At 62.6% G+C, this 24,909-nt stretch carries 23 protein-coding genes and 2 pseudogenes; 14 read left to right on the top strand and 11 right to left on the bottom strand.

Translation table 11 applies throughout. The features are described from left to right. Positions 1 to 80 precede the first annotated feature (80 nt). Entirely contained in the window at positions 81 to 1,043 is a 963-nt protein-coding gene (locus AC0IYH_RS01210) for an AraC family transcriptional regulator (protein ID WP_471832737.1), read from the top strand. Then, positions 1,000 to 1,941, top strand: a complete 942-nt coding sequence (locus AC0IYH_RS01205) for an alpha/beta fold hydrolase (protein WP_471832736.1) — start codon at positions 1,000 to 1,002, stop codon at positions 1,939 to 1,941. The genes AC0IYH_RS01210 and AC0IYH_RS01205 overlap by 44 nt, the downstream gene beginning before the upstream one ends. Here the strand turns inward: AC0IYH_RS01205 and AC0IYH_RS01200 are convergent. Continuing rightward, positions 1,904 to 2,044 (bottom strand): annotated as a pseudogene (locus AC0IYH_RS01200) (ATP-binding protein); the annotation flags it as partial. The gene AC0IYH_RS01205 and the pseudogene AC0IYH_RS01200 overlap by 38 nt on opposite strands. On the opposite strand from AC0IYH_RS01200, the pseudogene AC0IYH_RS01195 reads away from it, so the two are divergent. Next, positions 2,038 to 3,012: pseudogene (locus AC0IYH_RS01195) on the top strand (thioredoxin family protein); the annotation flags it as partial. The pseudogenes AC0IYH_RS01200 and AC0IYH_RS01195 sit on opposite strands and share 7 nt — an antisense overlap. A 109-nt stretch (positions 3,013 to 3,121) precedes the next feature. On the opposite strand, the gene AC0IYH_RS01190 reads toward AC0IYH_RS01195, so the two are convergent. Together AC0IYH_RS01190 and AC0IYH_RS01185 are read right to left on the bottom strand one after the other, a co-directional pair. Continuing rightward, positions 3,122 to 4,072: an alpha-E domain-containing protein gene (locus AC0IYH_RS01190; RefSeq protein ID WP_122772169.1), complete on the bottom strand. Its 951-nt coding sequence runs from the start codon at positions 4,070 to 4,072 to the stop codon at positions 3,122 to 3,124. Between the two features lie 2 nt (positions 4,073 to 4,074). Beyond that, entirely contained in the window at positions 4,075 to 5,484 is a 1,410-nt protein-coding gene (locus AC0IYH_RS01185; RefSeq protein WP_116627995.1) for a circularly permuted type 2 ATP-grasp protein, read from the bottom strand. 405 nt (positions 5,485 to 5,889) lie between these two features. Here AC0IYH_RS01185 and AC0IYH_RS01180 point away from each other — a divergent pair, with 405 nt between their 5' ends. The 3 genes from AC0IYH_RS01180 (at position 5,890) to AC0IYH_RS01170 (ending at position 6,865) form a co-directional block, all read left to right on the top strand. Further along, positions 5,890 to 6,435 carry a hypothetical protein gene (locus tag AC0IYH_RS01180; RefSeq protein WP_116627993.1) on the top strand — a complete coding sequence of 182 codons (546 nt, stop codon included), beginning with the start codon at positions 5,890 to 5,892 and terminating at the stop codon, positions 6,433 to 6,435. A gap of 71 nt (positions 6,436 to 6,506) precedes the next feature. Beyond that, positions 6,507 to 6,719 (top strand): hypothetical protein, encoded by a 213-nt coding sequence (locus tag AC0IYH_RS01175; protein ID WP_116627992.1) that lies wholly within the window; start codon positions 6,507 to 6,509, stop codon positions 6,717 to 6,719. Between the two features lie 11 nt (positions 6,720 to 6,730). After that, on the top strand, positions 6,731 to 6,865 hold the full coding sequence (locus AC0IYH_RS01170) for a hypothetical protein (protein WP_471832735.1): 135 nt from the start codon (positions 6,731 to 6,733) through the stop codon (positions 6,863 to 6,865). Here AC0IYH_RS01170 and AC0IYH_RS01165 read toward each other — a convergent pair. The 4 genes from AC0IYH_RS01165 to AC0IYH_RS01150 all read right to left on the bottom strand — a co-directional run bounded on the left by AC0IYH_RS01165 (position 6,856) and on the right by AC0IYH_RS01150 (position 11,375). Next, entirely contained in the window at positions 6,856 to 8,208 is a 1,353-nt protein-coding gene (locus AC0IYH_RS01165) for a cation:proton antiporter (protein WP_471832734.1), read from the bottom strand. The genes AC0IYH_RS01170 and AC0IYH_RS01165 overlap by 10 nt on opposite strands. Positions 8,209 to 8,391: 183 nt before the next feature. Continuing rightward, the gene (locus AC0IYH_RS01160; RefSeq protein ID WP_471832733.1) at positions 8,392 to 9,651 is read right to left on the bottom strand and encodes an EAL domain-containing response regulator; all 1,260 of its coding nucleotides are present in this window, start codon (positions 9,649 to 9,651) and stop codon (positions 8,392 to 8,394) included. A gap of 9 nt (positions 9,652 to 9,660) precedes the next feature. Further along, entirely contained in the window at positions 9,661 to 10,044 is a 384-nt protein-coding gene (locus AC0IYH_RS01155; RefSeq protein ID WP_116627989.1) for a response regulator, read from the bottom strand. Next, entirely contained in the window at positions 10,029 to 11,375 is a 1,347-nt protein-coding gene (locus AC0IYH_RS01150) for a sensor histidine kinase (RefSeq protein WP_116627988.1), read from the bottom strand. Before AC0IYH_RS01150 ends, AC0IYH_RS01155 begins: the two co-directional genes overlap by 16 nt. A 313-nt stretch (positions 11,376 to 11,688) precedes the next feature. Between AC0IYH_RS01150 and AC0IYH_RS01145 the strand changes: the two genes are divergently transcribed. Genes AC0IYH_RS01145 through xylB form a run of 5 tightly spaced genes read left to right on the top strand, consistent with a single transcriptional unit; the run spans position 11,689 to position 17,649 of the window. Beyond that, entirely contained in the window at positions 11,689 to 13,221 is a 1,533-nt protein-coding gene (locus AC0IYH_RS01145; RefSeq protein ID WP_116627987.1) for a sugar ABC transporter ATP-binding protein, read from the top strand. After that, entirely contained in the window at positions 13,214 to 14,191 is a 978-nt protein-coding gene (locus tag AC0IYH_RS01140) for an ABC transporter permease subunit (RefSeq protein WP_116627986.1), read from the top strand. The genes AC0IYH_RS01145 and AC0IYH_RS01140 overlap by 8 nt, the downstream gene beginning before the upstream one ends. A 34-nt stretch (positions 14,192 to 14,225) precedes the next feature. Then, on the top strand, positions 14,226 to 15,158 hold the full coding sequence (locus AC0IYH_RS01135) for an ABC transporter substrate-binding protein (protein WP_116627985.1): 933 nt from the start codon (positions 14,226 to 14,228) through the stop codon (positions 15,156 to 15,158). 21 nt (positions 15,159 to 15,179) lie between these two features. Beyond that, complete coding sequence (locus AC0IYH_RS01130; RefSeq protein WP_116627984.1) at positions 15,180 to 16,172, top strand: LacI family DNA-binding transcriptional regulator; 993 nt, start codon at positions 15,180 to 15,182, stop codon at positions 16,170 to 16,172. A gap of 16 nt (positions 16,173 to 16,188) precedes the next feature. Continuing rightward, positions 16,189 to 17,649, top strand: coding sequence for a xylulokinase (xylB, locus tag AC0IYH_RS01125; protein WP_471832732.1), 1,461 nt, complete (start codon positions 16,189 to 16,191; stop codon positions 17,647 to 17,649). A gap of 7 nt (positions 17,650 to 17,656) precedes the next feature. On the opposite strand, the gene AC0IYH_RS01120 is transcribed toward xylB, so the two are convergent. Beyond that, positions 17,657 to 18,100 (bottom strand): Lrp/AsnC family transcriptional regulator, encoded by a 444-nt coding sequence (locus AC0IYH_RS01120; RefSeq protein ID WP_122772162.1) that lies wholly within the window; start codon positions 18,098 to 18,100, stop codon positions 17,657 to 17,659. A gap of 109 nt (positions 18,101 to 18,209) precedes the next feature. Between AC0IYH_RS01120 and AC0IYH_RS01115 the strand changes: the two genes are divergently transcribed. Continuing rightward, entirely contained in the window at positions 18,210 to 19,112 is a 903-nt protein-coding gene (locus tag AC0IYH_RS01115; protein WP_471832731.1) for a DMT family transporter, read from the top strand. Here AC0IYH_RS01115 and AC0IYH_RS01110 read toward each other — a convergent pair. From AC0IYH_RS01110 to fabF, 3 genes are all read right to left on the bottom strand, one after another. Beyond that, positions 19,090 to 21,069 (bottom strand): peptidase U32 family protein, encoded by a 1,980-nt coding sequence (locus AC0IYH_RS01110; protein WP_471832730.1) that lies wholly within the window; start codon positions 21,067 to 21,069, stop codon positions 19,090 to 19,092. The two genes, AC0IYH_RS01115 and AC0IYH_RS01110, sit on opposite strands and share 23 nt — an antisense overlap. Positions 21,070 to 21,139: 70 nt before the next feature. Continuing rightward, entirely contained in the window at positions 21,140 to 21,520 is a 381-nt protein-coding gene (locus tag AC0IYH_RS01105; protein ID WP_116627979.1) for a RidA family protein, read from the bottom strand. 65 nt (positions 21,521 to 21,585) lie between these two features. Further along, positions 21,586 to 22,854, bottom strand: a complete 1,269-nt coding sequence (gene fabF, locus AC0IYH_RS01100) for a beta-ketoacyl-ACP synthase II (protein ID WP_471832729.1) — start codon at positions 22,852 to 22,854, stop codon at positions 21,586 to 21,588. Between the two features lie 108 nt (positions 22,855 to 22,962). Between fabF and AC0IYH_RS01095 the strand changes: the two genes are divergently transcribed. Then, a complete protein-coding gene (locus tag AC0IYH_RS01095; RefSeq protein ID WP_122772157.1) occupies positions 22,963 to 23,448 on the top strand; it encodes a winged helix-turn-helix transcriptional regulator in 486 nt (161 codons plus the stop codon). 103 nt (positions 23,449 to 23,551) lie between these two features. Beyond that, positions 23,552 to 24,907 (top strand): methyl-accepting chemotaxis protein, encoded by a 1,356-nt coding sequence (locus AC0IYH_RS01090; RefSeq protein WP_116627976.1) that lies wholly within the window; start codon positions 23,552 to 23,554, stop codon positions 24,905 to 24,907. Positions 24,908 to 24,909: the final 2 nt, after the last annotated feature.

Raw genomic sequence — 24,909 nt, 5'->3', positions numbered from 1 at the left:
CCTATGGTGTTTTTTTATCGTCGGACGCGGAATAGCCTAAAGTCTGTGTTTCTGTCGCGATCGTCCGGAGCTTTTTATTTATGGATACCCTGTCGGAGCTAGTGGCGCTGCTACGCAGTCATCGCTCCTATTTTGCCGGTTTGAAAGCAGGTGGCGATTGGGCACTGGATTTCCCGGCGCCGGACGGCATCAAGTTCAATGCGGTGGTGCAAGGGCAGTGCTGGCTCGAAGTGGAGGGGGAGTTGGTGCCGACGCGGCTGTACGAAGGCGATTGTTTTTTGTTGACGCAAAACCGTCCATGGAAGTTGTCCAGCCACATGGCGCTGGAGGGGCGGGACGCACGCGAGGTGTACAGCGAGGCCTTGGGCGGTATTGCCACGCTGGGGAATACCGTTGACCTGTTTCTGATCGGCGGGCGCTTTACCTATGGCGACGAAGCGCGTTTGTTACTGGAGGGGCTGCCGCCCGTGGTGCGCATCAGTGCCCGGTCCGATCAGGCCAGCGTATTGCGCTGGTGCCTCGAACGCCTGGCCATGGAGTACGCGAGTCCCAAGCAGGGCGCGGCACTGATGACCGAGCATTTGGCGCAAATGATGCTGGTGCAAATCCTGCGGCTCTATCAATCTTCCCTGGGCGCCGGCACCAGCGGTTGGCTGGCGGCGTTGACGGACCCACGGCTGGCGCCAGTGCTGGCGCAAGTACATGGCGAACCGGCGCGGCGCTGGACCTTGAGCGAAATGGCCAGCACCGCCCATCAGTCGCGCTCAACCTTTGCCTTGCACTTCAAGCAACGGGTTGGCATGGCGCCGCAGGCCTATCTGACCCGCTGGCGCATGCACCTGGCGGTTCAGGCCTTGAACAGCTCCGACAGCAGTGTGTCGTGCATCGGCCAGTCGCTGGGTTATCAATCGGACAGCGCCTTCAGCAGTGCCTTTAAACGATTGATGAATTGCTCCCCGCGGGAATACCGCGAGCGAAACTTGCACAAGGAAACCCGTGATGAACGCTATCGAGCAGTACAGGATTCAGGTCAACGCCATTGATTTGAGTGTGCACGTTGCGGGGCCGCAGGAGGGGCCGCCGATCTGGCTGCTCCACGGGTTTCCGGAGTGCTGGCACTCCTGGCGTGAGCAGATCCCGGCGCTGGTAGCCGCAGGCTATCGGGTGTTCGCCCCGCAAATGCGCGGGTACGGGCAGTCGAGTTCGCCAGCCGAGGTGGCCGATTACGACCTGCTGACGTTGTGCGCCGATATCCAGCAGGCCATGGATCACTTCGGCCATGAACAGGTGGTGATGGTCGGGCATGACTGGGGCGCCGTGGTCGCCTGGCACCTCGCGTTGCTTGAGCCGGAGCGAGTCACGCGGTTGATCACAATGTCGGTGCCGTTTGCCGGGCGCGCGCGGCGGCCGGTGATCGAGATTTTGCGCGAGCTGTACGCCGACCGGTTCAACTACATCCTGTATTTCCAGGAACCCGGGGTCGCCGAGCAGGAGCTGAACGCCGATATCGAGCGCACGCTGCGTCTGTTCATGCAGGATCAGGACGTGTTTTTGCAGAAGAAACCGGCGGATGCGCGCTTGCTCGAAGGCACTTCACCTCCCGGCGCATTGCCGCATTGGTGTTCGCAGGAAGACCTCGACGTGTATGTGCAGACCTTTGCCGAGCATGGCTTTCGCGGCCCGTTGAATTGGTATCGCAATTTCGAGCGCAATTGGCAGCGCACCGCGTTTCTGGCGGGGCGGCAGGTGCTGCAACCCACGCTGTTCCTGATCGGCGACCGCGATCCGGTTGGCGTATTCGAAGCCCACACCCTCAAGCGCATGCCGGAGTCGGTGCCCAACCTGCAGCAGCAGGTGTTGACCAACTGTGGTCACTGGATTCAGAACGAGCAAGGCTCGCAGGTCAATGCGTTGATGCTCGGGTTTCTAGGGAAAAGGTAAAGGTCGCGCCGCGCCCGGGCCGATCCACCAGGCGGATGCTGCGCCCGTGCAGTTGCAGGATGCGGTGCACGATGCGCAGGCCCAGCCCGCCATCGCGACGCGCTGCCAATCGAAGGCGCGCTGCCATCGCTGGAAGGCGCCGTGCAATGGCTCAACAGCCCGCCGCTGACCGCCGAAGCGCTGAAGGGCAAGGTGGTGCTGGTGGATTTCTGGACTTACTCGTGCATCAACTGCCTGCGCAGCCTGCCGTATGTGAAGGCCTGGGCCGAGAAGTACCACGACCAGGGCCTGGTGGTGATTGGTGTACACGCGCCGGAGTTCGCCTTTGAACGCGACGTAAGTAATGTCACCCAGGCGATGAAGGACCTGGGCGTCACCTACCCGGTGGCCATCGATAACAACTACAAGGTCTGGCGCGCGTTCAACAACCAGTACTGGCCGGCCCATTACTTTGCCGATGCCAAGGGCCAGATTCGCTACCACCACTTCGGCGAGGGCGATTACGCCGAATCGGAGCGGGTGATCCAGCAGTTGTTGCGTGAAGCCGGGGCGAAAAACGTCGCGGGGGGCTTGATCGAGGCCGACGCCAAGGGCGTGCAACAGGCGCCGGACATGAACGAAGTGCAGTCGCCGGAAACCTACCTGGGCTTCCAGCGCGCGGAAAACTTCGTCACCACTGGCACCCTGGCCAGCAACCAGGTGGCCAACTACCCGGCGGCCGGCAAGCTGGCCCTGAACAACTGGACGCTGGAAGGTCAATGGAACGTCGGCGGCCAACAAGCCACCCTTGGCCAGGCAGGAGGGCGCATCGTCTACCGCTTCCACGCCCGCGACCTGCACCTGGTGCTGGGCCCGGCCGCCGACGGCAAGCCGGTGCGCTTCAAAGTCAGGATTGACGGCCAGGCCCCGGGCGACGCCCACGGCGCCGACGTAGCCCCGGATGGCAGCGGCACCGTGACCGAGCAACGCCTGTACCAGCTTGTTCGTCAGCCAGGCGCCGTGCAGGACCGCACCTTCACCATCGAATTTCTCGACCCACAGGTATCAGCCTACGCCTTCACCTTCGGCTGAACTGCAAACCCAAACCAATGTGGGAGGGGGCTTGCCCCCGATAGCTGTGGTGACTGACACACCGCTATCGGGGGCAAGCCCCCTCCCACATTTAAGCCATCAGTGTCAGTTAGACCACTTCCAGATACGAACTATGTATCGCCCGCGCCAGCTCCCGCACAGTATCGATAAAATCCGTCAGCCGGCTATGCAGCCCGTCCTCAAGAATCTCATCGATCCCCGTATACCTCAGCCGCGCCTCGAACTCCGCCGCCAACCGCTGCGCCGTTCGCCCATAACTGCCCGGCAAATCCGCAAGAATATGGCTCAACTCCTCAATACACGCATGCAACGAGCGCGGCACATCACTGCGCAACAGCAGCAACTCCGACACCGAACGCGCATTCAAGGCATTCGGATACAGCTCGGTATACGCCTCGAACGACGACAACGCGCGGAGCAGGGCGCTCCACTGGTAGTAGCCGCGTGCCGATAAGTCGCTGACTTCCTCGGATTCTTCACCAAACATCTCATAACGCGCATCCAGCAGGCGCAAGGTGTTGTCCGCGCGCTCGACAAAGGTACCCAAACGGATAAACCGATAGGCGTCATTGCGCATGATGGTGCCGGACGTTGCCCCACGGAACAGGTGCGAACGCTGCTTGACCCAATCACAGAAGTGGCTGATGCCATGCCGCGCCAGGCCGCCGGCGGCGATGCTGCGCATTTCCAGCCAGGTGGCATTGAGGTTTTCCCACATGTCGGCGGTGATGCGCCCGCGCACGGCATGGGCGTTGCCCCGCGCGGCGCGCAGGCAGTTGTAGATGCTCGCGGGGTTTTCCTCGTCGAGGGCGAAGAAGTGCAACATGCGCTCGGCATCCAGGGTCTGGTGGCGCTCCAGGTAGCTGTCCAGGGTACCGCTGCTGAGCAGTGACATCGCCAGTTCATCCAGGCCATCGCTGCGCCCGGCCTGGGGCATCAGCGACAGCGAATAACTGACTTCAAGCATGCGCGCCAGGTTCTCGGCGCGCTCCAGGTAACGCGACATCCAGTACAGATCTGCTGCGGTTCTACTCAACATACTCAGCCCTCCACCACCCAGGTGTCCTTGGTTCCGCCGCCTTGGGACGAGTTGACGATCAACGAGCCTTCACGCAGGGCCACCCGCGTGAGGCCGCCGGGCACCAGGCGGGTTTCCTTGCCGGAGAGCACGAAGGGCCGCAGGTCGATGTGCCGGGGGGCGATGCCGTTTTCGACAAAGGTGGGGCAGGTGGACAGGCTCAGGGTCGGTTGGGCGATGTAGGCGTGCGGGCGCGCCTTGATGCGTTGGCGGAAGTCTTCGATTTCGGCCGCCGTGGAGGCCGGGCCCACCAGCATGCCGTAGCCGCCGGAGCCCTGGGTTTCCTTGACCACCAGTTCCGCCAGGTTGGCCAGAACGTGGGACAGCTCATCCGGCTTGCGGCACTGGAAGGTCGGCACGTTTTGCAGGATGGGTTCTTCATCCAGGTAAAACTTGATCATCGCGGGCACGTAGGGGTAGATCGACTTGTCATCGGCCACGCCGGTGCCGATGGCATTCGCCAGCACCACATTGCCGGCGCAATACGCGGCCACCAGCCCAGGCACGCCGAGCATCGAGTCGGGGTTGAACGCCTGCGGGTCGAGAAACGCGTCGTCGATGCGTCGGTAGATCACATCCACCGCCTTGGGGCCGTCGGTAGTGCGCATGAACACCTTGAGGTCGTGCACGAACAGGTCGGCGCCTTCCACCAGTTCCACGCCCATTTCCCGGGCCAGGAACGCGTGCTCGAAAAACGCGCTGTTGAAGCGGCCCGGGGTGAGTACCACCACGTTGGGGTTGTCCAGGCGGCTGGAGCTTTTCAGGGTTTTGAGCAGCAGGTTGGGGTAGTGGTCCACCGGCGCGATGCGCTGCTTGGCGAACACTTCGGGGAACAGGCGCATCATCATCTTGCGGTCTTCGAGCATGTAGCTCACGCCGCTGGGAGTGCGCAGGTTGTCTTCGAGCACGTAGTAGGTGCCGTCGCCGTCGCGCACCAGGTCGACACCGGAAATGTGCGAGTAGATGTCGCGGTGCAGGTCCAGACCGACCATGGCCTTCTGGTAGCCCTCGTTGCCCAGCACCTGGTCGGCGGGAATGATCCCGGCCTTGATGATGCGCTGGTCGTGGTAGATGTCGGCCAGGAACATGTTCAGCGCATTGACGCGCTGGATGCAGCCGCGTTCGATCACGCTCCATTCACTGGCGGGGATGCTGCGCGGGATGATGTCGAAAGGGATCAGGCGTTCGGTGTCTTGCTCGTCGCCATAGAGGGTGAAGGTGATCCCGGCGCGATGGAACAGCAAATCGGCTTCGCGCCGACGCTGGGCCAGCAGTTCCGGCGGCGTGTTGGCCAGCCAGCGGGAGAAATCCTGATAGTGCGCACGGCACTTGCCGTTTGCGTCATTCATTTCATCAAAGAAAGATCGAGCCATTCCAGTACCTTGTCAGTGCCCAGGGAAGCTTGGGTGGCACTGCCGCTTAAAAAACCGCATTTTTTATGAGCCCGTGGCTGATGGTGCCAACAGACCTGGTCCTTACTTTCTTATGGGGTCGGCTCTGGGTCGGGGGGTAACGAATGCTCCTGTATCCGGGCAGATGAATGGATAAAGCAATGGTTGTGCCGGAAAGGACTTTTTGCCGAGCACGCTTATGTGGCGAGCGGGCTTGCCCGCGCTGGGCTGCGCAGCGGCCCCAAAAAAAGCCCGAGCGCTGCGCACTCCAGGTAAACCCGCTCGCCACAAGCGCACTCACCGCTCTAACTTGGTGCATGAACAAACTTGAACTTCACCCAGCCCCCATTCTTCTAAACAGCCTCAGCCCCCGCATGGAGCACGGATGTGCCCAGAATCATTTCACCCAACACGCCGGAATCGACTCTGGACGACCACAGCGAACACAACGCCAAGATCTTCGGCTCGCCCAAGGACCGCCTGGACTTCTACCGACGCGAAATCCAGTACGAAACCACCATCCTCGCCAACCGCACCGACGCCTACCTCACCGCGCAGTCGTTCCTGGTCATCGCCTTCGTGTCCGGCATGGGCAACCTCAACCCGGAGTGGGGCAAGCTGTTCACCCTGGTGGTGCCGGTGTTCCTGGCCTTGCTCGGCATTCTCAGTTCGCTGAACGCCTGGCCGGGCATTCGCGCCGCCTACGAAATCATCGACCACTGGCACTACAAGCAGAGCGAACTGCTGCGCAGCGAGCCGGTGATGGGCCTGGCCTACGATGAGTCGCCGCTGTTTTCCGAGGTGGAGTCGTCCCACAAGGGCTACCGCAAGTCGCTGCTGTTCTCGATGCGCGCGCCGTGGCTGTTTATGGTGTTCTGGGTGTTGCTGGGGGCCTACGCGTTTTACATCCAGGTGGATAATCCGGGTTCTTAAGCAATTGGAACTTCGCCCACCTGCGCGCGACCTTAATTAAACGCAGGTTGCGTTTTCACACGAGGTGAGCCATGAGCACAGACAACGATCCCCAAGTCAGTGGCCGTAACGACCCCGCCATCGACGGCGGCGAGCCGGCCCCCGGCACAGCGGCCGATGCACCCAAAGATCCAAAACCTGACGCCGACCCCAAGGCGAAGGAAAACGACTACAGTCCAGACTTCGAGCCCGAGCGCGAGCCCAAGCCGGAAACCGATGCCGATATCGATACCCAAGGCGGTTAGAGGAGACGGTCATGTCCAAAGAACTGAAAGAAGAACTCAACGATCCGGGCAATGAAGACCCCGGATCGCTGATGGATGATGCAGAGGTGCCGCTCAATGATCTGGATGAAGCGGCGGATGTAGGCAACACCGAAGATCAGGACTGAGTATTTACCTTGGCACGTCGTTCATACCACGCCAGCATCGGCTGGGTACTGAGGCCATGAACGACGATGCTCAAGGCGATCACCGAAAGGGTCAGGTTGACCGCCACCGCGCTGCTGGTGCCGATCAGCCCATGGTTGAGCGCGTAGAACAGGTAGTAGATGCTGCCGATCCCGCGAATCCCGAACCAACCCATCAGCCCGCGTTGCTGCCGATCGATCAGCCGGCCCCAGGGCATCGCGAACACGCTGACCGGGCGGATCACCCAGAACAGCAGCGCCGCCACCGGCAACGCGCGCCAATCCCAGTGGCTGGCCAGCACCACCCCCAGCACCGTGACCAGAAACACTTCCATCGAGCGCTCGACCAGGCTGCCGAACGAGAGCATGTCGCCCATCATCACGCCGGCGGCGATCTGGGTGTCTTGAAGGTCGCTCACATCGCCCTGCAGGGCGCGCTCCGGCTCCACTTCCAGGTGGCCCACCACCGGCAATGCCAGGTGCTCCGAGGGGGTCTGTGAATGGCCGGTAGACCTGAACTCCGCCTGGCGCAGGCCAAGCCCGGCGGCAAACACCGACAGAAAGCCATAACCACCCACCGCCTCGGCCGCCACGTAGGCGAGGGCGATCAGTGCCAGGGTCAGGTAGTCATTCGGGGAAAGCGTGCTGTCACTGTTGGTGATGCGCAGCCACAGGGTCATGCGGCCGATGCCCCGGCCCATCCAGTAACCCGTCAACAGCCCGGCCGGCACCGCCCACAACAGGTTCTTGAGCACCCAGCCGCCGAACCAGTCGCCATCAAACCCGCCGTGCTGCATGAACAACAGCGCAAAGATCACAAAGGGAAAGGCCGTGCCGTCGTTCAGGCCCGCTTCCCCGGACAGGCCGAAGCGCAGCGCGTCGTAGTCCTGGGCGTTGTTGACCTGAACCAGCCCCGCCAACACCGGATCAGTCGGTGCCAGGATGGCACCGACCAACAGCGACACGCCCCAGGACAACTCGAACAGGTAATGCATCACCGCGCAGATGCCGAGGATAGTCAGCAACATCACCGGCCCGGCCATGCCGAACGCAATGCGCCAGGTGCGGTGCTTGAGCGGCAAGCGCAGCTTGAGCCCGCTGACGAACAGCGAAAACAGCACCGCGACTTCGGTGAGGTGCTCCATCCAGCGCGCAGAACCCTTGATATCCAGATGCAGCAGGTCCACGCCCAACGGGCCGATGCCGATGCCCAGCAACAGGCAGACCGCCGAGGTGGTCACCGGCATCCAGCGCAAGTAGGAGGAGGTGAGGGCGAGGGTCAACAGCACTGCGCCCAGTACGGCCAACCATAGGATGAACGTCATCGAGCGAGCCCCAGGCCGTGGTCTATCCAGGTTTGAGGGGCCTGGCCGTACGCAGGTTCAATGCGATTTGTCGTACTCCGTACATCAACGACGCGGCCAACGCCAACGCGCAATATCCAGGCTGGCACTGATCCAAATGTAGGAGGGGGCTTGCCCTCCCACAGGTGCACCGGGTTTGAGTTGTTATGGTCCGACCAAACCGCTTTTTTCCATAAGTAGCCGCTCAAGCTCGGCCATCGGCAATGGCCGGCTGAACAGGTAACCCTGGATCTGGTCACAGCCCGCCGCTTTGAGGAAAGCCAGTTGCGCCTGGGTTTCGACACCTTCGGCCACCACGCGCAGATCCAGGCTATGGGCCAATTCAATGATGGTGCGGGTAATCGCCGCATCCTGCGGGTTGCTGGTGACTTCGCGGATAAACGCGATATCGATCTTCAACGTATCGATGGGGAACCGGCGCAGGTAGGCCAGGCTGGAGTAGCCGGTGCCAAAGTCGTCGATGGAGATTTTCACACCCATAGCGCGCAAGCGTTGCAGACCCGTGATGGTGTGCTGGGTGTTTTCCATCAGCGAACTTTCGGTCAACTCGACCTCCAGCCAATGGGCATCAACGCCGTGGTCGGCCAGGCTCTGGGCGATGTCGGCGATCAGGTCACCCTCGATCAGTTGATGGCCGGAGACGTTCACCGAGACTTCAATCGGCCCGATGGCGCTGCGTTGCCATTCAGCGATCTGCTGGCACACGCGGTCGATCACCCAGCGGCCCACCGGCACGATCAGCCCCAGGCTTTCCAGCACCGGTACAAACACGGCCGGCGATACTGCGCCATAACCGGGCCGATCCCAGCGCAGCAGGGCTTCCAGGGCACACACGGCGCCGCCGGCCAACTCGACCTTGGGTTGGTAATGCAGGGCGAATTCATCCCGCTCAACGGCCAGGCGCAGGGCTTTTTCCAGTTCGAGGCGGGCCAGGTCGTGCACGTCCAGCCGCGCGTGTTCGTCGGTGTGTTGTTGCAACTGCTGTTCGAGCATCTGGCTGTGTTTCTGCAACTGGTCGCCATGGGCCTTGAGCCGCAGCAGGTTGCGCACCCGCAGCCAGAGTTCGACGCGTTCTATCGGCTTGCTGATAAATTCCTCGGCGCCGGTTTCCAGGCCACTGACCCGCGCGCTGGATTCGCTCAAGGCCGACAGCATAATGATCGGGATATTCGCCGTGGCGGGGTTGCCCTTGAGCTGGCTGGCGACTTCATAGCCGTCCATGCCGGGCATCATGATGTCCAGCAGCACCAGGTCCGGCGGCTGTTGCGCCACCAACCGCAAGGCTTCTTCACCGTTGCTCGCGCTCAGGGTTTCGTAGCCCTCATGGCGCAGCAGGGTTTCCAACAGCTTGCGAACCTGGGGTTCGTCATCAACGATCAACAGCGTTGCGGGTGAGCTGGCCATGGAGAGGACTCATGTAGGCGGTGTATTGGTGGGGTTCAGCAGGGTGTCGATCACTTGGTACAGCTCTTTGTAACGCAGCGGTTTGATCACATACGCATCGCAACCGGCCAGGCGGGTTTTTTCGCGGTCTTCCTTCATGGCCATGGCCGTCAGCGCGATCACCGGGATGTGCGCGGTGTGTGGGTCTTGCTTGAGCAGCCGGGTCGCGGCCAGGCCGTCCATGCCGGGCAACTGAATGTCCATCAGGATCAGCGCCGGTTGTTTCGCGCGGGCCAGCGTCAGGCCGGTTTCGCCGTCGGCGGCCCACAGCACGCTATGCCCGGCGTTCACCAGCAGCAGGCGCGCCAGGCGCATATTCGCCTCGTTGTCTTCGACGATCAGGATTTCGGCCACGTGTCGGCAGCCTCCGTCGCCCGGTGCAGCGGCAGCCACACCACAAAGCGTGCGCCCAGGTCTGCACGGCTGGCCACGGCAACGCTGCCGCCGTGCAGGTCGGTGAGTTGCTTGACCATCGCCAGGCCCAGCCCGGTGCCTTCAAATTTGCGCGCCAGGCTGCTGTCGATCTGGCTGAAGGCCTTGAACAGCTTGCCCATGTCATCCGGCGCAATGCCGATGCCGGTGTCGCTGACGCTCAATTCCAGGAACTGCTGGTGCGCGCTGGGGGGCAGGGCAAAGCTGTGCACCGGCCAGTCGCCGGGCACCAGGCCGACCTGATCGCGGCTGACCTCGCGCACCGCCAGGGTCACCGAGCTGCCGTGCTCGCTGAACTTCACCGCGTTGGCCAGCAGGTTGTAGACGATCTGCTTGGTCTTGCGCAGGTCCAGCTCCAGGCAGCCAAAGTCGCCCTGGCTGTCCAGCTTCAACTGGATGCGCTGCAGGGCGGCTTTTTCACGCACGATCAACAGGCTGTTGGCCAACAGGCCCGACAGCTCCACGGCTTCGAGTTCCAGGTCCATCATCCCGGCCTCGACCTTGGACAGGTCGAGAATGTCGTTGATCAGCGACAGCAGGTGCTGGCCGCTGGTGAAGATGTCGCCGATGTATTCGCGCTGCACCTCGGTCATATCGCCGACCAGGCCATCCTTGAGCGCCTCGGAGAAGCCGATCACCGCATTCAGCGGCGTGCGCAGCTCATGGGACATGGTGGCGAGGAACTCCGACTTCATGTGGCTGGCGTGTTCCAGCTCCAGGTTCTTTTCTTCCAGCGCGCGCTCAAAGCCTTTGCGCTCGGCTTCTTCCTGTTTGCGCGCGGTGTTGTCGGTGCCGATCAGCAGGTAGCCGATGATGGTGTCGCTGCGGTTGCGCAGTGCGGTCACCGAGACCATCGCCGACAGGCGGCTGCCGTCCTTGCGGATGTAGGTCAGCTCGTAGATGTCTTCGATGCCGCGCGAGGCCTTGAACACCAGGGCTTCAAAGCCTGGGGTGATGGGTGTGTCGAGTTCCAGGCTGAGGGCGGCGGCGCGGGTGATCAGCTCGGCGGGGTCGGAAATGTCGGCCGGGGTGATGCGGTTGACCACATCGGCGGCGGCATAGCCGAGCATGCGTTCGGCACCGACGTTGAAAATCTGGATCACGCCTTTTTCGTCGGTGGCAATGCTCGAGAAATAGGCGCTGTTGAAGATCGCGTCTTGCAGCGCGCCGGTCTTGAGCAGGGTTTTCTGCCGTTTGAACTCGACGATTTTTTCGGCACGCGACTGGCCGGGGTGGGTTAACGGTGTATCCATCGCTGGGAGGTTCCGTGACATTCAGGCCCGCCATCGGCGTAGGCGATGGCGCAGAGCATGCTCACAGAAGATCGCTGGGAAGCGACGAGGAGGAGATGAGGTACTTGGACAATAGCAGAGATATGGCCTTTGGATGGCGCGAAACACCTTTTTGAATGCAATGACACTCATTTGGATAGATATGGGCATTCTTCACTGATGAAACGTTTCACTAGCGGATTATTGGTAGGCGCAAGCGCTTGCGTAAGCAAATGTATCTGCATTAGAGTCGGCGGCACTCGATTACAAAAATAATAAATCCAGGAGCTCATCCATGAGCCTTGAACCCTTGCTTGAGATGCAGGGCATCAGCAAAACCTTCAACGGTTTGCGCGTGCTCAAAGCTGTCGGCCTGAAGGTCTACCCCGGCGAAATCCACGCCTTGATGGGGGAGAACGGCGCCGGCAAATCCACCTTGATGAAAATCCTCTCCGGCGCCTACCAGGCCGACCCCGGCGGTGAAATCCGCATCGGCGGCCAACCCATCGCCACTTACAATCCCGCCACCGCCAAAGCCCTCGGCATCGCTGTGATCTATCAGGAACTGAGCCTGTGCCCGAACCTCAGCGTGGCCGAAAACATCTACCTGGGCCGCGAACTGCGCCGCGGTTGGACCATCGACCGCAAGGGCATGCAGGCCGGCTGCGTAGAGGTGCTGCAACGCCTGGGCGCCGAGTTCACTCCCGCAACCAAAGTCAGCAGCCTGTCGATTGCCGAGCGCCAACTGGTGGAAATCGCCCGTGCCCTGCATGCCCACGCCAGGATCCTGGTGATGGATGAGCCGACCACGCCGCTGTCGTCTCGTGAGACCGACCGCCTGTTTGCGCTGATCAAGCAACTGCGCAGCCAGGGCCTGGCGATCATTTATATCAGCCACCGCATGGCGGAGATCTACGAGCTGTCGGACCGCGTTTCGGTGCTGCGCGACGGCCAGTACATTGGCGAGCTGACCCGTGATGCACTGTCGGCCGAGGTGCTGGTAAAGATGATGGTGGGCCGCGACCTGTCCGGCTTCTACAAGAAGGAGCACGCGGCCTACAACCCCGGCAACGTGGTGATGCGCGTGCGCGACATGGCCGACGGCAAACGCGTGCGCAACTGCAGTTTCGACCTGCACGCCGGTGAAGTGCTGGGCATTGCCGGGCTGGTCGGGGCAGGGCGCACCGAGCTGGCGCGGCTGATCTTCGCCGCCGACCCGCGTACCAGCGGCACGCTGGAAGTGGTCGGCAAGACCGTCACCCAACTGCGCACCCCGGCGGATGCGATCCGCGCCGGCGTGGTCTACCTCACCGAAGATCGCAAGGCCCAGGGGCTGTTCCTCGACATGAGCGTGGCCGACAACATCAATGTCTGCGCCTGTGTGCCGGACGCGCACGCCGGTGGCGTGCTCGACCGTGGCCACGCCAGGCAACGTGCGAATGACGCGATCAAGTCACTGTCGATTCGGGTTGCGTCGGGCAAGGTCAATGTCGGTTCACTCTCCGGTGGCAACCAGCAAAAGGTGCTGCTGGCGCGGCTGCTGGAGGTCAAGCCGCATGTGCTGATCCTCGACGAACCCACCCGGGGCGTGGACATCGGCTCCAAGTCCGAGATCTACCGCATCATCAATCAACTGGCCCAGGCCGGGGTAGGCATTGTGGTGATCTCCAGCGAGTTGCCGGAAATCATCGGCACGTGCGACCGCGTGTTGATCATGCGCGAAGGCCAGTTGGTGGCCGAAGTCGGCGGGGCCTCGGGCCACGTCATTTCTCAGGAACGTATTATTGACCTCGCCACCGGTGGCGATCAGGTGGTGGCCCATGGCTGATTCGATGATTGCAACAACTGGCAAGGCCGAGCGCGTACGCGAACTGATGCGCACGGTCGGCATGCTGCCGGTGCTGGTCTTGCTGCTGGTGGGCTTTGCCCTGGCCAGCGAGAACTTTCTGACCGTACAGAACCTGTCGATCATCACCCAGCAGGCCTCGGTGAACGTGGTACTGGCGGCGGGCATGACCTTTGTGATCCTTACGGCGGGCATCGACCTGTCGGTGGGCGCGATCCTCGCCGCGTCGGCGGTGGTGGCGTTGCAGGCGTCGATGTCGCCGCAGTTCGGCATGTTCGGGATTGCCGCCGGGATCGGCTTTGGCCTGTTGCTGGGCCTGGTCAACGGCGGGTTGATTGCCTTTATGCGCCTGCCGCCGTTTATCGTCACCCTCGGCGCGCTGACCGCCATGCGCGGGTTGGCGCGGCTGTTGGCCGACGACAAAACCGTGTTCAACCCCGACCTGCCGTTCGCGTTTATCGGCAATGACTCAATACTCGGCGTGCCCTGGCTGGTGGTGATCGCCGTGGCGGTGGTGGCGCTGTCGTGGTTCATCCTGCGCCGCACGGTGATGGGCGTGCAGATCTACTCGGTGGGCGGCAACCCGGAGGCCGCGCGGCTGTCGGGGATCAAGGTGTGGAAGGTGCTGCTGTTTGTCTACGCGATGTCCGGTGCGTTGGCCGGGCTGGGCGCGGTGATGAGCGCGTCGCGCCTGTTCGCCGCCAATGGCCTGCAACTCGGGCAGTCCTACGAGCTGGACGCGATTGCCGCGGTGATCCTCGGCGGCACCAGTTTTACCGGCGGCGTCGGCACCATCGGCGGCACGCTGATCGGCGCACTGATTATCGCGGTGCTTACCAACGGCCTGGTGCTGCTGGGGGTGTCGGATATCTGGCAATACATCATCAAGGGCATCGTGATCATTGGCGCGGTCGCGCTGGATCGCTATCGCCAGTCCGGGGCCCGGACCTGATTTCACTCCAACAACAATCACAAGAGAGACCGGCATGAACTTCAAACGTATCTTTCCCGTTATTGCCTTGGCAGCCCTGATGTCCCAAGCCGTCGAAGCCCGTGAGCTCAAAGCCCTCGGCATCAGCATGGGCTCGCTGGGCAACCCGTACTTCGTGACCCTGGCCGATGGCGCCAGCGCCCGGGCCAAGGAGCTGAACCCCAACGTCAAGGTCACCTCGGTGTCGGCCGACTATGACTTGAGCAAGCAGTTTTCGCAGATCGACAACTTTATCTCTTCCAAGGTCGACCTGATCCTGATCAACGCCGTCGACCCGTCGGCCATGGCCTCGGCGATCAAGAAAGCCCGCGACGCGGGGATTGTCGTGGTCGCCGTGGACGTAGACGCCAAAGGCGTGAACGCCACCGTGCAGACCGACAACGTCGAAGCCGGCAAGCTGGCCTGCCAGTTCCTGGTGGACAAGCTCGCGGGCAAGGGCAATGTGATTATCCAGAACGGCCCGCAAGTGACCGCCGTGACCGACCGCGTCAAAGGCTGCAAGGCGGCCCTGGCCGGCGCGCCGGATATCAAGGTGCTGTCCGACGACCAGGATGGCAAAGGCTCGCGCGAAGGCGGCCTGAACGTGATGCAGGGTTACCTCACGCGCTTCCCGAAAATCGACGGCCTGTTTGCGATCAATGACCCGCAAGCAATCGGCAGCGACCTGGCGGCCAAGCAACTCAAGCGCAGCGGCATCATCATTACCTCGGTGGACGGCGCACCGGATATCGAGAACGCGCTGAAAACCGACACGCAGATCCAGGCGTCGTCCAGCCAGGACCCATGGGCCATGGCCCAGACCGCCGTGAACGTCGGCAATGACATCCTCAACGACAAAGCCCCGGCCGAAGCGGTTACCCTGCTCACGCCAAAACTCATCACCCGCGATAACGTGGCTACCTACAGCGGCTGGTCGAGTAAACATTGATTCAGTGAGAGGAAACGCGCCGTGGTCACCATGGATGACGTGGCAAGCAGGGCGGGGGTGTCGGCGTCGACCGTGTCCCATGTGTTGAACGGCACGCGCAAGGTCAGCCCGGCCACGGTGCAGGCGGTACAGCAAGCGATCCAGGCATTGGGGTATATCCCCAACACCCTGGCGCGCTCGCTGGCCCGCTCCAGTACCAACACGATTGGCGTGGCGATCTCGGCACTGTCCAACCATTACTTCAGTGAAACGGTGCACGCGATTGAAACCGCGTGCGCCAAACACGGCTACATGATGCTGTTTGTCGACACCCACGACGACCCGGAGCAGGAGCTGCGGGTGGTCACGGCGCTGCATCATCGGCGGGTCGACGGCATTGTGCTGGCGCCGTCGAACGGCTCGATGGCCCTGGAGTATTTGCAGGCCAACGAGATGCCTGCGGTGCTGGTGGATCGGATGATGAGCGAGCAGTTCGATCAGGTCGGGGTGGAGAATGCCCAGGCCACCCAGGCCCTGATTGCACACTTGATCAGGCACGGGCATCGGCGCATCGGCTTTATCGCCGGGCGTACCGGGTTCAGTACCACGGACGAGCGCGTTGCCGGCTATCGCGCAGCGTTGCAGGCGGCGGGGTTGGCGTTTGATCCGCAACTGCTGGTGAACGGCGGCTCCAACACCGAGCCGGCACGGCAGGCTACGGTGCAGCTGCTGGGCCTGGCAGCCCCGCCGACGGCGATCATGGCCGGTAACAACCTGATGACCCTCGGTGCGATGCACGCTTTGCGTGACGCGCAACTCGACGTACCGGGGCAGATGGCTCTGGTGGGTTTCGATGATTTTGACTGGGCAGATTTTTTTGTCCCGCGCCTGACCTTGATCGCCCAGCCCGTGCAGGCGTTGGGCGCGCAAGCGGTCGAGCTGTTGCTGCAGCGCATGGCCTTGCCAACGGCGCCGGCCCGCAGCGTGCGCCTGGCGCCGACCCTGCAAGTGCGTAATTCATGTGGCTGTCTCTGATTGGAATGACCTGCGTATGAACTCTCCTGTATCCCTCGGCATCGACCTCGGTACCTCGGAACTCAAGGCCATCCTCATGGATGCAGACGGCAGCGTGCTGGCCCACGCCGGTGTGCGCCTGAACGTGTCGCGGCGCCACAGCGGCTGGTCCGAGCAGGCACCACAAGACTGGTGGCAAGCCTGCCTGCAGGCACTCGACCAACTGCGCGCCCACGCTGCCTATGCCCGTGTGGCGTGCATCGGCCTGTCCGGGCAGATGCACGGCGCGGTGCTGCTGGGCGACGACGACCGGGTGTTGTACCCGGCGATCCTGTGGGATGACTCGCGCGCCATGGCGGAGGCTGAGGCCCTCGGCGTGGGCTTTGCCGAGGTCACCGGCAGCTTGCCGATGGCGGGGCTGACTGCGCCGAAACTGCTGTGGCTGCAACACCACGAACCCGAGGTGTTCGCGGCGATTGACTGCGTGCTGTCGCCCAAGGATTACCTGCGCCTGTGCCTGAGTGGCGAGCGCATCAGCGAAATGTCCGACGCGGCCGGCACCTTGTGGCTGGACGTGGCGCAGCGTGAGTGGTTCAGCCCGATGCTGCACGCCACGGGCCTGACACTCCAGCAGATGCCTCGCCTGGTGGAGGGCGGCGCGGCCAGTGCGGCGCTCAATACAAGCGCTGCGGCACGCCTGGGCCTGTCGACTGATGTGGTGATTGCCGGCGGTGGCGGCGATAACCCGGTGGCGGCGGTGGGCATCGGCGCGGTCAACGCCGGCGACGGGTTTATCACCCTGGGCACCAGCGCGGCGATTGTCGCGATCACCGACCACGCGGCCGGCAACCCGGCCAGCGCGGTGCACAGCTTCTGCCACGCGCTGCCCAACCGCTGGTACACCATGGGCGCCATGCTGGCCGGCGCCAGTTGCCTGCGCTGGGTCACGCGGCTGACCGGCACGCCGGACGAACAAACCCTGCTGGACCACGTACAGGCGCAATTGCCGATCAGCCAACCCGTGCCATTGGACACACCGTTGTTTCTGCCATACCTCGCCGGCGAGCGCACGCCCCATAACGACCCGTTGCTGCGCGGCGGCTTTATGGGCCTGGGCCATGATTGCACGCCAGCCATGCTTGGTTATGCGGTGATGGAAGGCGTGGGTTTTGGCCTGCTAGACGCTTTGCGTGCGGTGCAATCGACCGGCGCGGATGTGACTTCATGCGCCCTGGTGGGCGGCGGCGCGCGCAGTGAGTACTGGGCGCAGTTGCTGGCAAATATCCTGCAACGGGAAATCTTCACCTTGCACGGTAGCGAGTTGAGCGCGTGTGTCGGGGCAGCCAAGCTGGGGTTTATGGCGATAGGCGTGGCTTCGTTGGCAGGTATGCCGGTGAAGGCGCGGTACCTGCCGGATGCGGCGCAACACACGCTGCTGCAGGCGCGGTATGGCAAGTTCCAGGGGCTGCTGGGCGCGGCACAGGCGCTGCACGGCTGATGGGTGATCAGCTGTCGGCCAGCGGCGGCAGGCGGCGTTTTACCGGGGTTTTCTTGACGATGGCAGTGTTGGTTTCGGCATAGGCGTTGAGGCGATCGAGCAGGGTGTCCAACTGATCCATGCTGCGCACATGCAGGCGCGCAATAAAGCAGTCGTCGCCGGTAACCTTGTCGCATTCGGTGAACTCGGGGATGGCCTGGATCTGGCGTTCTACCTCCTGCAACTTGCCGGGCAACGGGCGGATGCGCACGATGGCTTGCAGCAGGTAGCCGAAGTGGGTGGGGTCGATATCGACGGTGTAGTGGGTGAGCACACCGCGTTCTTCGAGACGGCGCAAGCGCTCGCCAACGCTCGGCGAGGACAGCCCGGTGATGCCCGCCAAGGCCTTGAGCGACAGCCGCGAGTCGTCCATCAAGGCGGCGATGAGTTGCTGGTCGATGGTGTCAATCATGCTCTGCGCCTAATTAATAAAGGTGATTTGGCTCGCCGGCCTTTTTTAGGCGCTGGAGCCGCTGCCCGCCAGATTGCCATACTTGTGCCTCACTTGAGGAGCATGAAACATGGACACATCCATCCGTCGCGGGTCGTGGGAAATGGTCGCCGCGATGCTGATCTCGGGCACCATTGGCTGGTTTGTGCTGGTGTCGGGCGTATCGGTGATCGAAGTGGTGTTCTGGCGCTGCGTGATCGGCGCGTTGACGCTGTTGCTGGTGTGTGCGCTGTTGGGTTATCTGCGGCTGGACTTGTTGAGCTGGGCAACATTGGGATTGGCGATGCTCAGCGGCGTGGCCATCGTCGGCAATTGGCTGCTGCTGTTCGAGTCTTACTCGCGCGCGTCCATCGCCATCAGCACGGCGGTGTACAACGTGCAGCCGTTCATGCTGGTGCTGCTGGCGGCGGTGTTTCTGGGTGAAAGGATCACCGTGCAAAAACTCGCGTGGCTGGGCGTGGCCTTTATGGGCATGTTGGCGATTGTCACGGCCCATGGCGATCAACCCACCGGTGACGGTTACCTGGCAGGCATCGCGTTGGCGTTGGGCGCGGCGTTCCTTTACGCGATTGCGGCGCTGATCATCAAACGTCTGAAAGCAGTGCCGCCGCACTTGCTGGCGTTGATCCAGGTGAGCACCGGCGCGGTATTGCTGGCGCCGTTGGTGCCCTGGAACAGCCTGCCTGAATCGACCAATGCCTGGGCAGCCTTGGTGACGCTGGGCGTGGTGCACACCGGTTTGATGTACGTGTTGTTGTACGGCGCGATCCAGAAACTGCCGACGGCCCTGACCGGCGCGCTGTCATTTATCTACCCGATTGCGGCGATTTTTGTCGACTGGATTGCCTTTGGCCATCGCCTGGGTTGGCTGCAATGGCTGGGTGTGGCGGCGATCCTGCTGGCGGCAGCCGGGTTGCAGCGGGGCTGGTGGTGGCCCCGCTCCCCAAAGGCTAGTGCGTACCCTGGAAGATGATGTTTTCCGGGTTGAAATGCTCCACCGTACTGCCTGGCTGCGGCAGGCCGAGGATATGCCCCTTGATCTTGCCCACCACATGCATTTCGCACGGCTTGCAGTCGAACTTCAAGGTCAGCACTTCATCGCCATGGATCAACTGCATCGGCGCGACCTTGGTTTTCACCCCCGTCACGCCCTTGGCCTGTTTAGGGCACAGGTTGAACGAGAAACGCAGGCAGTGCTTGGTGATCATCACCGGCACTTCGCCGGTTTCTTCATGGGCTTCAAAGGCCGCGTCGATCAGCTTGACGCCGTGGCGGTAGTAGAAGTCGCGGGCCTTCTGGTTGTAGACGTTGGCCAGGAACGACAGGTGCGCTTCCGGGTACACCGGCGGTGGCGTGGTTTCGGCCTTGCGCCCGCCACGTGGGTGCTGAGCTACGCGGGCGGCGGTCAGGGCTTCGATCACTTCGCGGCGCAATGCCTTGAGCTGCGAGTTGGGAATGAAGAACGCCTGCGGCGCATCCAGCGCGATGTTCGTCGCGTGGTATTCGGTGGTACCCAGTTGGCCGAGCAAGTCGCGCAGGGTGTGCAGGGCCTGTTCCGGTTTGTTGGCCACGCCGAACGGGCCGGGCAGGGTGACGCTGGCGCTGATGCCTTCTTCGCTGGTGGCGGTGACTTCCAGCTGGTCTTCACGCAGGCGGGCGAGCCAGGTCAGGCCGATACGGCGCTCGGAGGAGGTTTTGAGCAGCGCCTGTTGCCAGTTGTGGTCGAGGTTGCGGTTCAGCGGATGGTTCGGGCGCAACTGGTGCAGGCCGGCCGGCATTTCGTTTGGCTCGACGCGGTAGCGGTAGCGCTTCTGGCCGTCTTCCTCGAACTCGCCCTTGGCTTCGGCGATGTTGGCGCGGAAACCCACCACCTCACGCTTGACCAGCACATTGAGGCCGTCGCCGTTGGACAGCGGCTCATGGGTGATCACTTGCAGGTCGCGCTTGCCGGCTTTTTCCACCACACCCACCGGCAGGCCGGTGAAGGTCGGGGTGTCAAAGGCGCCAATGTCGACCTTGCGGTCGGTGACGAAATAGTCGGTGCTGCCACGGTGGAAGGTTTTTTCCGGGTCGGGCAGGAAGAAATGCACAGTGCGCCCACTGGAGGCGCGGGCCAGGTCCGGGCGGTCTTCGAGTACGTCGTCGAGGCGCTGGCGGTAGTAGGCGGTGATGTTCTTCACATAGCCCATGTCCTTGTAGCGGCCTTCGATCTTGAACGAGCGCACGCCGGCTTCGACCAGCGCGCGGATGTTGGCGCTCTGGTTGTTGTCTTTCATCGACAGCAGGTGCTTTTCAAAGGCCACGACGCGGCCCTGGTCGTCTTTCAAGGTGTACGGCAGGCGGCAGGCCTGGGAGCAATCGCCACGGTTGGCGCTGCGGCCGTTCTGCGCGTGGGAGATATTGCACTGCCCGGAGAACGCCACGCACAGGGCGCCGTGGATGAAAAATTCGACGGCGGCCTCGGTTTCGTCGGCGATGGCGCGGATCTCTTGCAGGTTCAGCTCACGGGCCAATACCAACTGCGAGAAACCGGCCTGGTCGAGAAACTTGGCGCGGGCCAGGGTACGGATATCGGTCTGGGTGCTGGCGTGCAGCTCGATCGGCGGGATATCCAGTTCCATCACGCCCAGGTCTTGCACGATCAACGCGTCAACGCCGGCGTCGTAAAGCTGATGGATCAGCTTGCGCGCGGGTTCCAGTTCGTTGTCATGCAGGATGGTGTTGATGGTGGTGAACACGCGGGCGTGGTAACGGCGGGCGAATTCGACCAGTTGAGCGATGTCGCTCACGTCGTTGCACGCGTTATGGCGCGCGCCGAAACTTGGGCCGCCGATGTAGATGGCATCGGCGCCATGCAGGATCGCCTCGCGCGCGATGGCAACATCGCGGGCAGGGCTGAGCAATTCCAGGTGGTGCTTGGGCAAGGACATAGTTTTTTTAGTCAGGCTTGTCACGGTTGAGGCGCGCATTGTAGCCGTGAAATGCCTGACCGGCATCCCTTCAGGCTTGGGCGGCCATCGCGGTGACTTCTACGCGCATGCCGTCTACCGCCAATGCGGCAACGCCAACTGCCGCGCGCACGGGCCAGGGCTTGGCGAAGAAGCGTTTGTAGACCTCGTTGAAGGCGCCGCGGTCGGCCATGTCGGTCAGATAAATGGTCAGGTGCATGACCCGGTCCATGGAGCTGCCGGCCTTTTCCAGGGCAACTTTCAGCGCTTGCAGGGTGCATTCGCTTTGAGCGGTGATGTCGCCCAGTTCCAGGCTGCCGTCGGCACGGGTCGGGATCTGGGTGGAAACCAGGATGCCGTTGAAGCCGATTACGTCGGAGGAAATCGAATCGGCATCCGGGTCGGGGGTGTACTGCAGGTCGTGGTTGGCCATGGGCGCCTCTGGTTGGCAGGTTCGGAAAGGCGCCCATGGTCCCCGAAAATCAACTCAGGGGCAAACTACTGCCAGCGGCGGAACAGCACGCTGGCATTCACGCCGCCAAAGCCGAAGCCGTTGGACAACGCGTATTCAATCGCCATGGGCCGTGCGGCGCCGCGCAGCAGGTCGAGGCCGTCGGCGAGGGTGTCGGGGTTTTCCAGGTTGAGGGTTACCGGGGCGACCTGATCGCGCAGGGCAAGTACGGTGAAGATCGCCTCGATGCCGCCCGCTGCGCCGAGCAAGTGGCCGGTGGCGGATTTGGTCGAGCTGATCGCCGGGCTGCCAGTGGCGCCGAACACGGTTTTGATCGCGGCCAATTCGCCTTTATCGCCAACCGGAGTCGAGGTGGCGTGGGCGTTCAGGTACTGCACCTGCGAGGCCTGGATACCGGCCTGGCGCAAGGCCTGCTGCATCGCGCGGCGTGCGCCATCGCCATCTTCCGGGCCGGCGGTCATGTGGTAGGCGTCGGCGCTGGTGCCGTAGCCCACCAGCTCGGCAATCGGTTGTGCGCCGCGTGCCAGGGCGTGTTCGAGTTCTTCGATGACCAGGATGCCGGCGCCTTCGCCCATGACGAACCCGTCGCGGGCCTGGTCGAACGGTCGTGAGGCGCGCTCGGGGCTGTCATTGAAGTCGCTGGACAAGGCCCGCGCCGCCGCAAAGCCGGCGAGGCTGACCCGATGGATTGCCGCTTCGGCACCGCCGCACACCGCCACATCGACTTCACCGGCACGAATCATCCGCGCGGCGTCGCCAATCGCTTGCACACCTGCCGCACACGCGGTAACCGGCGCGCCCAGCGGGCCTTTCAAACCGTAGTTGATCGACACATGCCCGGCGGCCATGTTGCTCAGGAACGACGGGATGGTGAAGGGGGATAAGCGTCGCGGGCCTTTGCTGTCGGTGGTGCGCACCGCGTCGGCAATCGCCGGGAAGCCGCCCACGCCGGAGGCGATGATGGTGGCGGTGCGTTCCTGTGCTTCAAGGGTGTTCGGCGCCCAGCCGGCTTGCTTCAGGGCTTCATCCGCCGCGGCCAGGGCGAACAGAATGAAGCGGTCCATCTTGCGCTGTTCCTTGGCGGCCAACAGCCGATCCGGGTCAAAGCCCGCTTCCGAGTCTTGCAGCGCGCTTTGCACCTGGCCGCCGATGCTGACGGCCAGGTCGCCGATCAGTTCTTCCGGCAGCCGGCGAATGCCCGACTGCCCATCCAGCAGGCGTTTCCAGGTGGATTCCACGTCGGTGCCCAAGGGCGTCAGCGCGCCCATGCCTGTCACCACGATACGTTTACTCATGATCAATCGACTCCGCTTGCGTTGAGGGACACAGACTCAGTGGACGTCACTATCATGATGAAAGTAACATGGCGCCACACAACTTTGCACCGACGTATAGGAACCGCCATGCAACGCAAGTCCCTCACCAGCGACGAATGCCCCATCGCCCGCAGCCTTGAGCGGGTAGGGGAGTGGTGGAGCATCCTGATCATGCGCGACGCGCTGCACGGCTTGCGGCGCTTCGACGAGTTCTCGCGCAGCCTGGGCATCGCGCCGAACATGTTGACGCGCCGGCTCACGGCATTGGTGGAAGCCGGGATGCTCGAGCGCAGGGCCTACAGCGAGCGGCCGCCGCGCCATGAATATGTACCGACGGCCAAGGGCGAGGATTTCCGCATGGTGCTGATGGCGTTGGTGGCATGGGGCAACCGGCATTACGCCGAGGAGGGCGCCAGTGTCGAGGTGGTGGAGCGTGAGACCGGCCGCGCGCTGCAGCCGGTAATGGCGAACGCCGAAGGGCAGGTGGTGCCGTGGGATGCGTGCCTGATACAGGCGGGCCCGGCGGCCAGCGAAGGCATGCGTGAACGCATGGCGTCGTGCGCGAATACTTAGGTTTTTGACGTCAGAAAATAAACATTCATGTCACGTTAAGTCGCGTATTTACCAGCCGATAGCGAAGTTAGCACTAGGTTCTTCGCACGCCTGAGGGTACGTCATGTTCAACACTGCACTTAAAACCGAACTGGCGGCCAGGACGGCCGACGTCACTGAATATAAAGGACTGATTGGCGCACTTGAGCGCTCCATGGCCGTGGTCGAATTTGACCTCAACGGCAAGGTGCTGCGTGCCAACGACAACTTTCTCAATGTCCTGGGTTACAGCCGTGAGCAATTGGCTGGTAAAACCCACCGCGATTTTTGCTTGCCGGCGCTGACCAACAGCCCGGCCTATAGCCAATTCTGGGGCGAGCTGAAGGCCGGCAAGTTTGTGTCGGGGACCTTCAAGCGCGTGGGCGCCAACGGCAAGACCATTTGGCTTGAAGCCAGCTACAACCCGGTGCTGGACGAGCGTGGCCAGGTGTTGAAGGTGGTCAAGTACGCGCTGGACGTCACCGAGAAGGTCGCGCAAGAGGCGGCCACGCGCAGCAAGCTGGTCGCACTGGACCGGGCAATGGCAGTGATCGAATTCGATTTGCGTGGCCAAGTGCTGGAGGCCAACCCGAACTTCTTGAACGTGATGGGCTATTCACTGGCAGAGATCAAAGGCAAACATCACCAGGTGTTTTGCGAGCCGGTGTTGGTCAACAGCAGCGAATACGCTGATTTCTGGCGCCGCCTGAATAACGGTGAATTCTTTACCGGGCAATTCAAACGCCTGGGCAAACATGGCCGCGTGGTGTGGCTGGAAGCCAGTTACAACCCGGTGTACGACGCCGAAGGCACGCTGATCAAGATCGTCAAGTTTGCCAGCGACATCACCGAGCGCGTGGAGAAATTCGAGGAAGACTCACGCGGTGCCTCGCGGGCCTACCATATTTCCTCCGAGACCGAGCGCTTTGCCGAACACGGCACCCAGGTGATCCAGGAAACCGCCACGGAGATGCGCCGCATCGCCGATAACATTGGCGCGTCGGCGCGTTTGGTCGGGCAACTGGGCGATCGGTCCGAGCAAATCACGGCCATCGTCAATACCATTCGCGGCATCGCCGACCAGACCAACCTGCTGGCACTCAACGCCGCCATTGAGGCTGCGCGTGCGGGCGATCAAGGCCGTGGCTTTGCGGTGGTTGCTGACGAAGTAAGGCAACTGGCGGGGCGTACCAGCCGTTCCACGGCGGAAATCGCCGAGATGATTGGCCTGATTCTGTCGGAAACCCGCGACGCGGTGACCAGCATGAATGCCACCCAGGAAGGCGCACAACGCGGCGTGCACCTGGCGGACCAGGCGGGGTCGGTGATCCTGCAGATTCGCACCAGCACCAGTGATGCGGTGCAGGCGGTGAGCATGTTTGCGTCGAAGCTGGATGAGTCGGAAGTGATCCCCAAAGCGGCCATAGGCTGGGTTGGCTGATC

The organism is Pseudomonas sp. AC463 (assembly GCF_979253585.1).
This window is presented reverse-complemented; position numbering and strand designations above follow the sequence as displayed.

Bases quoted from the DNA above. Each gene is read 5' to 3' on its own strand.
- AC0IYH_RS01210 (WP_471832737.1), top strand. From the start codon at position 81: ATGGATACCCTGTCGGAGCTAGTGGCGCTGCTACGCAGTCATCGCTCC.
- AC0IYH_RS01205 (WP_471832736.1), top strand. From the start codon at position 1,000: ATGAACGCTATCGAGCAGTACAGGATTCAGGTCAACGCCATTGATTTG.
- AC0IYH_RS01190 (WP_122772169.1), bottom strand. From the start codon at position 4,072: ATGTTGAGTAGAACCGCAGCAGATCTGTACTGGATGTCGCGTTACCTG.
- AC0IYH_RS01185 (WP_116627995.1), bottom strand. From the start codon at position 5,484: ATGGCTCGATCTTTCTTTGATGAAATGAATGACGCAAACGGCAAGTGC.
- AC0IYH_RS01175 (WP_116627992.1), top strand. From the start codon at position 6,507: ATGAGCACAGACAACGATCCCCAAGTCAGTGGCCGTAACGACCCCGCC.
- AC0IYH_RS01170 (WP_471832735.1), top strand. From the start codon at position 6,731: ATGTCCAAAGAACTGAAAGAAGAACTCAACGATCCGGGCAATGAAGAC.
- AC0IYH_RS01165 (WP_471832734.1), bottom strand. From the start codon at position 8,208: ATGACGTTCATCCTATGGTTGGCCGTACTGGGCGCAGTGCTGTTGACC.
- AC0IYH_RS01160 (WP_471832733.1), bottom strand. From the start codon at position 9,651: ATGGCCAGCTCACCCGCAACGCTGTTGATCGTTGATGACGAACCCCAG.
- AC0IYH_RS01150 (WP_116627988.1), bottom strand. From the start codon at position 11,375: ATGGATACACCGTTAACCCACCCCGGCCAGTCGCGTGCCGAAAAAATC.
- AC0IYH_RS01145 (WP_116627987.1), top strand. From the start codon at position 11,689: ATGAGCCTTGAACCCTTGCTTGAGATGCAGGGCATCAGCAAAACCTTC.
- AC0IYH_RS01140 (WP_116627986.1), top strand. From the start codon at position 13,214: ATGGCTGATTCGATGATTGCAACAACTGGCAAGGCCGAGCGCGTACGC.
- AC0IYH_RS01135 (WP_116627985.1), top strand. From the start codon at position 14,226: ATGAACTTCAAACGTATCTTTCCCGTTATTGCCTTGGCAGCCCTGATG.
- xylB (WP_471832732.1), top strand. From the start codon at position 16,189: ATGAACTCTCCTGTATCCCTCGGCATCGACCTCGGTACCTCGGAACTC.
- AC0IYH_RS01120 (WP_122772162.1), bottom strand. From the start codon at position 18,100: ATGATTGACACCATCGACCAGCAACTCATCGCCGCCTTGATGGACGAC.
- AC0IYH_RS01115 (WP_471832731.1), top strand. From the start codon at position 18,210: ATGGACACATCCATCCGTCGCGGGTCGTGGGAAATGGTCGCCGCGATG.
- AC0IYH_RS01110 (WP_471832730.1), bottom strand. From the start codon at position 21,069: ATGTCCTTGCCCAAGCACCACCTGGAATTGCTCAGCCCTGCCCGCGAT.
- AC0IYH_RS01105 (WP_116627979.1), bottom strand. From the start codon at position 21,520: ATGGCCAACCACGACCTGCAGTACACCCCCGACCCGGATGCCGATTCG.
- fabF (WP_471832729.1), bottom strand. From the start codon at position 22,854: ATGAGTAAACGTATCGTGGTGACAGGCATGGGCGCGCTGACGCCCTTG.
- AC0IYH_RS01095 (WP_122772157.1), top strand. From the start codon at position 22,963: ATGCAACGCAAGTCCCTCACCAGCGACGAATGCCCCATCGCCCGCAGC.
- AC0IYH_RS01090 (WP_116627976.1), top strand. From the start codon at position 23,552: ATGTTCAACACTGCACTTAAAACCGAACTGGCGGCCAGGACGGCCGAC.